This is a genomic window from Streptomyces sp. NPDC026575 (assembly GCF_055567415.1).
Genome location: NZ_JBVHQM010000058.1, coordinates 1 through 9,059, shown reverse-complemented (window position 1 = coordinate 9,059; position 9,059 = coordinate 1). Strand labels below are relative to the sequence as shown.

The following is a 9,059-nucleotide window of genomic DNA, read 5'->3' as shown; positions in this document are numbered from 1 at the left end:
ACCGTAGGACGAAGTCCGTAGGGCTGTCACCGCACCCGACAAACAACCGCCCGCCGCCAGGCGCCACGGCGAACAACCACCACGGCGGGAAAGCCAAAAACGGGGGGACTACTGCGGCGGAACTCCGGCCCGCAAGAGGCCATACGCGTAGGCGTCGTCCAGGGCCTGCCAGGACGCGGCGATGACGTTCTCCGCGACGCCGACCGTGGACCACTCGCCGCGGCCGTCGCTGGTGGAGACCAGGACCCGGGTGATCGAGCCGGTGCCCAGGGCGCCTTCGAGGATGCGGACCTTGTAGTCGACCAGCTCCATGTGCGCCAGCTGCGGATAGATCCGCTCCAGGCCCACCCGCAGCGCCCGGTCCAGTGCGTTGACCGGGCCGTTGCCCTCGGCGGTGGCGACGATCCGCTCGCCCTTGGCCCACAGCTTCACGGTCGCCTCGTTGGCGTGTGTGCCGTCGGGGCGGTCCTCGACGATCGCGCGCCAGGACTCCACCTCGAAGTAGCGCAGCGCCTTGCCCCGGACCTCCTCCCGCAGCAGCAGCTCGAAGGAGGCGTCGGCGGCCTCGTACGTGTAGCCCGCCAGCTCGCGCTCCTTGACCCGTGCGACGACGCGGCCGACCAGATCGCGGTCGTCGCTCAGGTCGAAGCCCAGCTCCTTGCCCTTGAGCTCGATGGAGGCCCGGCCGGCCATGTCGGAGACCAGCATCCGCATGGTGTTGCCGACCAGCGCCGGGTCGATGTGCTGGTAGAGGTCCGGGTCGACCTTGATGGCGGAGGCGTGCAGCCCGGCCTTGTGGGCGAAGGCGGAGACGCCGACGTAGGGCTGGTGGGTGGAGGGGGTGAGGTTGACGACCTCGGCGATGGCGTGCGAGATCCGGGTGGTCTCGGCGAGCTTGCCCTCCGGCAGCACCCGGCGCCCGTACTTCAGCTCCAGGGCCGCGACGACCGGGAAGAGGTTGGAGTTGCCGACCCGCTCGCCGTAGCCGTTGGCGGTGCACTGGACGTGGGTGGCGCCGGCGTCCACCGCCGCCAGGGTGTTGGCCACCGCGCAGCCGGTGTCGTCCTGGGCGTGGATGCCCAGCCGCGCGCCGGTGTCGGCCAGGACGGTCCGGACGACGGCGGTGATCTGCGCGGGGAGCATCCCGCCATTGGTGTCGCAGAGCACCACCACATCGGCGCCGGCCTCGCTCGCGGTGCGGACCACCTGCTTGGCGTAGGCCGCGTCCAGCGCATAGCCGTCGAAGAAGTGCTCGCAGTCGAGGAAGACCCGGCGGCCCTGGGCGCGCAGGTGGGCGACGGTGTCCCGCACCATCGCGAGGTTCTCCTCCGGCGTGGTGCGCAGTGCCAGCTCCACGTGCCCGACATGGGACTTGGCGACCAGCGTGATGATCGGGGCTCCGGACGCGAGGAGCGCGGCGACCTGCGGATCGTCCTCGACGCGGACGCCGGCCTTGCGGGTCGCGCCGAACGCCACCAGTTGGGCGTGCCGGAAGTCGATCTCCTCGCGGGCGCGCTGGAAGAACTCGGTGTCGCGGGGGTTGGCGCCGGGCCAGCCGCCCTCGATGAAGCCGACGCCGAAGTCGTCGAGGTGCCGGGCGATGGTCAGCTTGTCCGCGACGGTGAGGTTGATGCCCTCGCGCTGCGCGCCGTCGCGGAGCGTGGTGTCGAAGACATGGAAGTCGTCGGACACCGCGCCGGCGGGCCGGGGGGCGGGCGCCGGGGAGGCTGCGGGTGCGTCCGTCATGCTGGTCTGGCTCCTGTCGGGGTCTCGGTCTACCGGAATAACCGGTTCCACCGTCCCTCCATGCTCCCTCGCGCTCCGCCTCCGGTGAGTGGTGGGCCGGAAACGAAAAAACCCCTCGCGGGTGCGAGAGGTCTGCGCGCGGGTCTGGGACGACGGTGGCCGCGCCGTACTCGGGTCGTACGGGGCGGTCACTGCGGACCGGCGCGCCTGCTGCCAATAATCATGGCGAACGAGAGCACGGTCCGCAGTGTGCCATATCGGACGCACGCCGCACCTGGCGGTCTCACTATGCGGTCGGAGCGTCCACACCGGCCCAGCGGCGGAGGGTTGCGGTGGCCCGCTCCCGGTCCCCCGGCGACAGCTTGTCGAGGCTCACGTGGTGGCCCGTGTGCGGGGCCAGGTAGACGTGGGCGTCACGGCTGCCGGGGCCGGGGGTGAACGGCTGGGAGCGGACGGGGTCGTTCTCGCCGTAGACGAACATCAGCTCACTGCCGTGGTGGCGCACCCAGCGGTCGATGTCGGGCATGGCCTGCGGCTGGAAGTGCATCGGGATGTCCCGCGGTACGAGGGTGCGGATCCGCTGGATTCCGGGGTGGCGGAGCAGTCCGGCCAGCTGCGGGGCGGCCCGCTCGGTCATGCCGAGCTGGGTGCCCAGCTGGTAGAAGGACGCGGTGACCAGGCGGAGGTAGGTGTCGGTGTAGCCCCAGAGGCGCACCACCCCGTCGAACCAGGCGTAGAGCTCCGCACCGGTGGCCGAGCGCCCGGGGATACGGCCGCAGCCCTCCTCGCCCGGCCCCATCCAGAAGCGCTCCGGCAGCATCAGCGTGTTGAACTCCAGCAGCCGGTCGGCGCTGCCGACGATGCGCAGGGTGTCGCCGTGGGCGGCGGCCGAACGGGCGATCCGGCGCGCCGTCTCCGTCCTGCGGGCCCCCAGCAGGTCGCGCTGGACCGCGGTGAGCGCACGGCGGCATTCGGGGCTGCCCACCCGCTCCAGGAAGCGGTCCTCGGCGGTGCCGTCCCGGCCGTGGGTGTTGTCGGGCGCCGAGTACGCCACGGAGCCGGCCACGTCGTGCGGGTAGAAGCGCCGGTGGTAGACCGCCGCCATGCCGCTCTTGCTGCCGCCGGTGGAGATCCAGGCGGCGGGGTAGATCGTCCGCAGCGCCCGCACGATCCGGTGGTGGTCGGTGGCCGCCTGCCAGATGTCGAGCTTGGTCCAGTCGGTGGGGTGGGGGGTGGAGCCGGCGAAGTAGCGGTGCTCGACGCTGATCTGATTGCTCTTCAGGATCTCGGTCGGCTCGGTGCGCAGCGCGGGGTCCTGGTAGTCGAGGTCGTAGCCGTTGGTCTGCAGCACCATCGGCCGGTCGGTGGCGCGGTGCAGCAGGAACAGCCGCTGCTCGAAGGTGCCCCGGTCGGGGTGCCGGTGGTCGACCGGCTGGCGGTAGCGCAGCTCGATCGAGCGGTAGCCGCCCGGGGCGGGGTTGTCCTTGACCACCCGCATACCGGGGATGGCCGAGAGCCGGGTGGTCAGGTCGCCGGCGTCCGGGCGGGCGGCGGCCTCATGGGCGGCGGCCGCCCGACCCTCGGCGGGCCGGGCCAGCGCTGTGGACGGGGCCGCGGTGCCCGAGGCCAGCAGCCCCGTCAGCAGCAGCGGCAGGAGTAAGTGTCTGGCGTTCTTCATGCCATCCAGCCAAGCCGTCGGGGGCCGGGGCGCGGATCCCCCGGGGACGGGACGGGCCTCCCCCGGGCAGGGGAGGCCGTTTCCGGCCGGGAGCCGCTCAGTCGGCGGCGGGCGCTCCCACGGGCGAGCGGTCGGCGCCCGCGGCGGCCGGCTTGCCGACCCGGTGCAGATCGATGGTGCGGGTCTCGCGCATCGTGATGTAGACGATCAGCGAGACGGCGGCGCAGCCGGCGACGTACCAGTAGTAGCCGGACTCGATGCCGCCGTTCTTGAACCACAGGGCGACATACTCCGCGGTGCCGCCGAACAGCGCGTTGGCGATGGCGTACGGCAGCGCCACGCCCAGTGCCCGCACTCCGGTCGGGAACAGCTCGGCCTTCACACAGGCGTTGATCGAGGTGTAGCCGGTGACCACGACCAGCGCCAACAGCGAGAGCCCGAGGGCCGGCCAGAAGCTGCCGGCGTGCTTGAGCAGCGTCATGATCGGCACGGTCAGGAACGTCGAGCCGACCGCGAAGGTGATCAGCAGCGGCCGCCGCCCGATCCGGTCGGAGAGCCTGCCCGCCAGCGGCTGCAGGCACATGAACAGGAACAGCGCGCAGAAGCTGACCAGCGAGGCGGTCGGCTTGTCCATCCCCACGCTGCCCGAGAGGTACTTGGTGAGGTAGGTCGTGTACGTGTAGTACGCGACCGTGCCGCCCATGGTGAGCGCGATGACCAGGAACGCCTCCCGCTTGTGGGCCAGCAGCGCCTTGACGGTGCCGCGCGCGGGATCGGCGTTGGCGCTGTCGTCCGCGGCGTAGACCTCGGTCTCCAGCATGTTGCGCCGCAGGTAGAAGACGATCCCGGCGCCCAGGGCGCCGACGATGAACGGGATCCGCCAGGCCCAGCTGTGCAGCGTCTCCTCGGACATCGTGCGCTGCAGCACGATCTGCAGGCCGAGGCCGAGCAGCTGGCCCGCGGTCATCGACACGTACTGGAAGCTGGAGGCGAAGCCGCGCTGCCCCGGGGCGGACGCCTCGGTGAGGTAGGTGGCGCTGGCCGCGTACTCCCCGCCGACCGAAAGCCCCTGCAGCATCCGGGCGATGAGCAGTACGGCCACTCCGCCATAGCCGGCGACGGCGTATGTCGGTGCGATGGCGATCAGCACCGCCGAGGCGGACATCAGCGTGACGGTCAGTGTGAGCGCGGCCTTGCGCCCCTTGCGGTCGCCGATCCGGCCGAGCAGCCAGCCGCCCACCGGTCGCATGAAGAATCCGACGGCGAAAATCCCCATGGTGTTCATGAGGTTGGCGGTGTCATTCCCCTTGGGGAAGAACGAATCCGCGAAGTAGACCGCGAAACTGGCGTAGACGAACCAGTCGAACCACTCGACCATGTTGCCGGCCGAGCCGACCCAGATCTTCTTCCATTGCTCTCGTCCCATAGCCGATCACGGTCGCGGACCGACGGTCCGTCGGCAAGAGCCGGGTCGGCAACGATCGCGCGTACTTGAGTGCGTTGTGTTCACGGAGGCGACGGCTCAGGCGTCCACTCGGCCGTCGACTCGGCCGTTGGCTCAGCCGTCGACTCGGGTGAGGAGAACCAGCCAGTTGTCGTCGGGGTCTTCGTCGAATCGGGCGAGCTTCCACGTCTCGTTTCGCACCGGGAAGGTGTCGCCCACTTCGAGCGTGTACCGCTGGAGCTCGTCGGTCACCACCCGGAGTTCCACCGTGAGGGGATGTCCGGAGCGGCGATCGACCCATGTGACGGCGAAACTGCCGATGTCCCGGGTCACTTGGATGCCATGCGCCAGGGCGATGTCGTTACTCGTCATGCCGTTACTCGTCATGTCGTTACTCGTCATGTGGTTCCAATGCGCTGTAGCGGTTCTTGAAGTACTTTTTCAGCTCGGCGAGCGTCAGGGGCTCAGGATGGTCGGTGTTGTGGGGGTTGCGCAGCAGGAGCCTTCCCCGGTCGTCGATTCCCCTGATCTCGTAGGCGTGACCACCCTGGATCCCCTTCGGGAATTGAGCCTCCTCCTTTTCCGGCTTCCGCGAGCCGACCAGCACCGGGCTGCCCTGTTCGAGCCTTTGCCGGAGATCGGCCATGAGCTGCTTGTCCGCGCTCCGCCCATTACGGTCGTACCCCTCGGGGAAGTCCTCGTACGCGGCCGGCTGCCCGGTCAGCTGGGCGAGCAGCTCGGCGCGTTCCCAGGCGAAACTGCCCTGTCCCAGTCGCGCGTATCCGCGAGGTGGCTCGATATCCGGGAACCGCCGTCGCGAGCCGGAATCGTAACTCTCGGTCCGCTCCGCGTCCCACGATCCGTCGAGCGCCGCGATGGCCTTTTCCAGAATGGGCACCCAGGCCGCGCCCCGGTCGGCGGCGTACGCCGGTTTGTCGGACGAGGCGGCATACGTGGGCAGTTCCGGGCTCACCGTCATCACGATCATCCGCCCGGTCGGCTCGTAGCAACCGGTCTGGTAATTCCTGCGCGTGGCATGGAATCGGACCTCGTAATTGCCGTCCGGCAACTCTCGTACACAGTCACGGATGGCCTCGGGCCGGTGACGCGCGACGGCTCCCAGGGTGGCGATGATTCCGCAGTCCCCCAGCGCGCCCTGCTGGGTCTGCTCCGGCCGCGGGTCGCCGTCGAACAAGGGAGTACGGGTTCCGTCGGCGTGGTCGAGCGGAGTGCCGTAACCGTCCGGAATGAGGAGCGGATGCTGGAACGGGACGCGGTAGTCGATCCGATCGACCGTGAGATCGAGGTCCGGCTCCGGTTCGCTGGGCGTACTGCTGAACACGCCCCAGACCCGGCCCAGCAGGCCCTTCCGCTTCGATGCGTCGTCGGAGGGTGCGCCCTCGGGGTCGTCGTCCCGGTGGCGGGCGGCTTCCTCCGGAGTTCCCCGCTCCGGCTCCGCATCGGCGGGACCGCGGTACCGGTGGGTGTCGTCCGCGTCCGAGAGCCTCCTCGCCAGCTCGTCGGAGCAGCGCGCCGTGCCGTTGTCAGTGGCGCGGGGCCCCTGGCGCGCGGCGTCCGGGACGGCGGTCGGCGCGTCGCGGCGGCCGTCGGGGGTAGGCGTGGGAGTGGGCTTGGTTGGATCCGGGGTGGGGGTGGTTCGTTCCGCCGGGGTGGGCCTGCCGGGCTCCGGCCTGGTGTGCGGTGTCGGCGTGGGGGCGTCCCGCCGGGGGGTGGGGGTGGTGGCGTTGTCGCGCGAGGCGGTGTCGCGGCGCGGGGTGCCGTCGCGGCGCGGGGTGCCGGTGTCGCGGGGAGTGTCTCCCTGGCGAGGGGCGGAGTGGCTCGGCGTCGCGTGGCCTGCGGTGTGGTTCCCGGGGCGTCCGTCGGTGCCGCCCTGCTCCTGGCTGTGGGGCTGGGTCCTCCCACGGTCATCACGCCCGTCACGCCCATCAGAGGTGTCACGGCCCTCAGGGGTGTGCGCGTCCGGACGTCCGGCGTTGCCGTCCGCGTCGTGATCCCGGGCTGCGCCCGGGTCGGTCGGCACGTGGGAATCGGGGTGCGTCGTCGCCTGTGGAGGCCGGCCGTCGGACGCCTGCGCGTCCGGGGTCGGTGAGGTGCCGGCGTCGGAACCGGGTGCCGCTGCCGGGTACTGAGGGTTCTGCGGGTGTTGGGGGTGTTGGGGGTTCTGTGGGTGGTGCGGGGCCTGCTGCTGGTACGGGTTGTGGTTCTGCGGCTGCTGGTAGGGCTGCTGCTGGTACGGCTGCTGAGGATGCTGCTGGTACGGATTCGCCTGGGCGTGCTGCTGCGGATGCGGCGCATACGGCCCCGGCTGGGCCTGCTGCTGCGGATGCTGCTGGTACTGGGGGTGCTGTTGCTGGTACGGGGCCTGTTGCTGCTGCTGGTACGGCTGCTGCTGGTACTGCGGCTGCTGGGCGTACGGGTTCGGCTGGGCGTACTGCTGCTGGTGCGGGACCTGCTGCTGGGCGTACGGGTTCGGCTGAACCTGCTGTTGGTGCGGAGCCTGTTGGTGCGGAGCCTGTTGGTGCTGCTGGTACTGAGTCTGATGCTGCTGTTGGTTGTGCGGCTGCTGCTGGTTCTGCTGTTGCTGGGGTACGGACTGGTTGTTGTTGGGGACGTGGGGCTGGCGGTTGCCGTCGAGGGTCAGGTGCCAGACCTTCACCCCCTGGGTGTGGATGGGCTGCTCGCTCACCGTGCCGGACTGTGCGTCGACCCAGATCACCCGGCCGTTGCGATTGACCGCGTTGAAGGCGTGTGACGAGCCGTCCTTCCACTCCACGACGATGATGGAGCCGGCGCCGTGCCCGGCGTTCTTCAGGTCCTGGGCGACACGGGCGTACCCGTCTGCGGTTGCCCCGGAGTAGCGCAGGGGCGTGTTGGCCCAGCGGTTGATGTTGGCGATGCCGTTGCGCTCGCCCGTACGGCGGTCGAGGCTGCCGTCCGGGTTGGTGTCCCACGTACGCGGCGCGGAGACCTGCGGGTTTCCGAACCAGGTCTCCAGGAACGAACGGCTGCAGTCCACGCAGTTGTTGGAGCGTCCCGGTATGACGAGACCGCCGTCGTTCTGGAGCCGGGCCCACTGCTGGAAGGGGTCCGGGTGTCGCTCCGGCGTGCCGTCCGGGTTCCGTGGCACCGCGTCGGCCAGCAGCTGCTGATCGATGACACGGGGCGGGAGCAGCCCATGGGGACCGCCCTGGAGATCGTGGCGAATCCTGTTGAGGTCGTGCGGCGCGTCCGGCGGCAGGCCGTTGGAGGGCGGCGGCGGAACGTGGGGCTGCTGGTTCGGGTTCGGATGGTGCTGCGGCTGCTGGTTCTGGGCGTGGTGCGGCTGTTGTTGCTGGCCGTGGTGCGGCTGTTGTTGCTGTGGCGTCTGGGTTTGCGGGGTGTGCGGAGTCTGCTGCTGGGGTGCCTGCTGGTGAGGCTGCCGCTGCGGTGCCTGTTGGTACGGCTGCTGTTGAGGTACTTGCTGATAGGGCTGCTGCTGAGGTGTCTGCTGGTAGGGCTGCTGAGGGGGGTGTGGTTGCTGCGCGTACGGATTCTGCGGATGCGGCTGATTTGCGTACGGCTGCTGGTAGTTGGGGTGCTGAGGTGGCTGATTCGGCTGGGGGACGTTCGGGTGGGGCATCCCGGGATCGCGGGCGGGGCCTGACGGCGCCGAGTCGGGGTGCGTCTCGTCCGGGCGTGGTGCAGCAGGCCGCGGGCCTTCCGGGTGGGTTGGGTCGGGGTGAGTGCCGTCGGGGTGCGGCGCGTCGGGGCGAGTTGCGTCGGGGCGAGTTGCGTCCGGACGCGGGCCGTCGAGCCGAGGGTTGTACGGCCGCGAGGTCTCTTCCCGGCGCGGGCCGTCGAGGCGGGGGTTGTAGGCGGGAGCCTCGGGGCGGTGCTGTTGCGTGGCGTCGTGAACGACTTGGGAGCCGTCGGGGCGACGGTTGTTGCCCGCAGGAGCGTTGCGGCTGCCGGGTGTGCCGCTGCGGGGTGGGGCGCCGTTCGGGGGTGTGGAGGGGCCGCTCTGGGGTGGGATGCCGCCCATCATCGGGCCGGGGGTTTGGGGCGTGTTGGGCTGCTGGCCCTGTTGGGGGGTGGTGGGGGTGTTGGGGGTGTTCGCTGTGGGGTCGGTGGTGTGTTGGGTGGGTGGGGGGAGGGTGGCGGTGTCGGCGGACTGGGTGGAGACGGTGGTGT

5 protein-coding genes are annotated in these 9,059 nt (G+C 70.4%); all 5 read right to left on the bottom strand.

The genetic code is table 11. The features are described 5' to 3' along the window. Positions 1–108 precede the first annotated feature (108 nt). Positions 109–1,746, bottom strand: coding sequence for a citramalate synthase (gene cimA / locus ACZ4NB_RS38515; RefSeq protein WP_467667716.1), 1,638 nt, complete (start codon positions 1,744–1,746; stop codon positions 109–111). Between the two features lie 286 nt (positions 1,747–2,032). Then, positions 2,033–3,424 (bottom strand): S28 family serine protease, encoded by a 1,392-nt coding sequence (locus tag ACZ4NB_RS38510; RefSeq protein WP_467667715.1) that lies wholly within the window; start codon positions 3,422–3,424, stop codon positions 2,033–2,035. Between the two features lie 97 nt (positions 3,425–3,521). Continuing rightward, positions 3,522–4,850: an MFS transporter gene (locus ACZ4NB_RS38505; protein ID WP_467667714.1), complete on the bottom strand. Its 1,329-nt coding sequence runs from the start codon at positions 4,848–4,850 to the stop codon at positions 3,522–3,524. A gap of 132 nt (positions 4,851–4,982) precedes the next feature. After that, complete coding sequence (locus ACZ4NB_RS38500) at positions 4,983–5,270, bottom strand: DUF6406 domain-containing protein (RefSeq protein WP_467667713.1); 288 nt, start codon at positions 5,268–5,270, stop codon at positions 4,983–4,985. Continuing rightward, a partial coding sequence (locus tag ACZ4NB_RS38495; RefSeq protein WP_467667712.1) for a toxin glutamine deamidase domain-containing protein occupies positions 5,260–9,059 on the bottom strand: 3,800 nt, incomplete at its 5' end. The genes ACZ4NB_RS38500 and ACZ4NB_RS38495, both read right to left, overlap by 11 nt.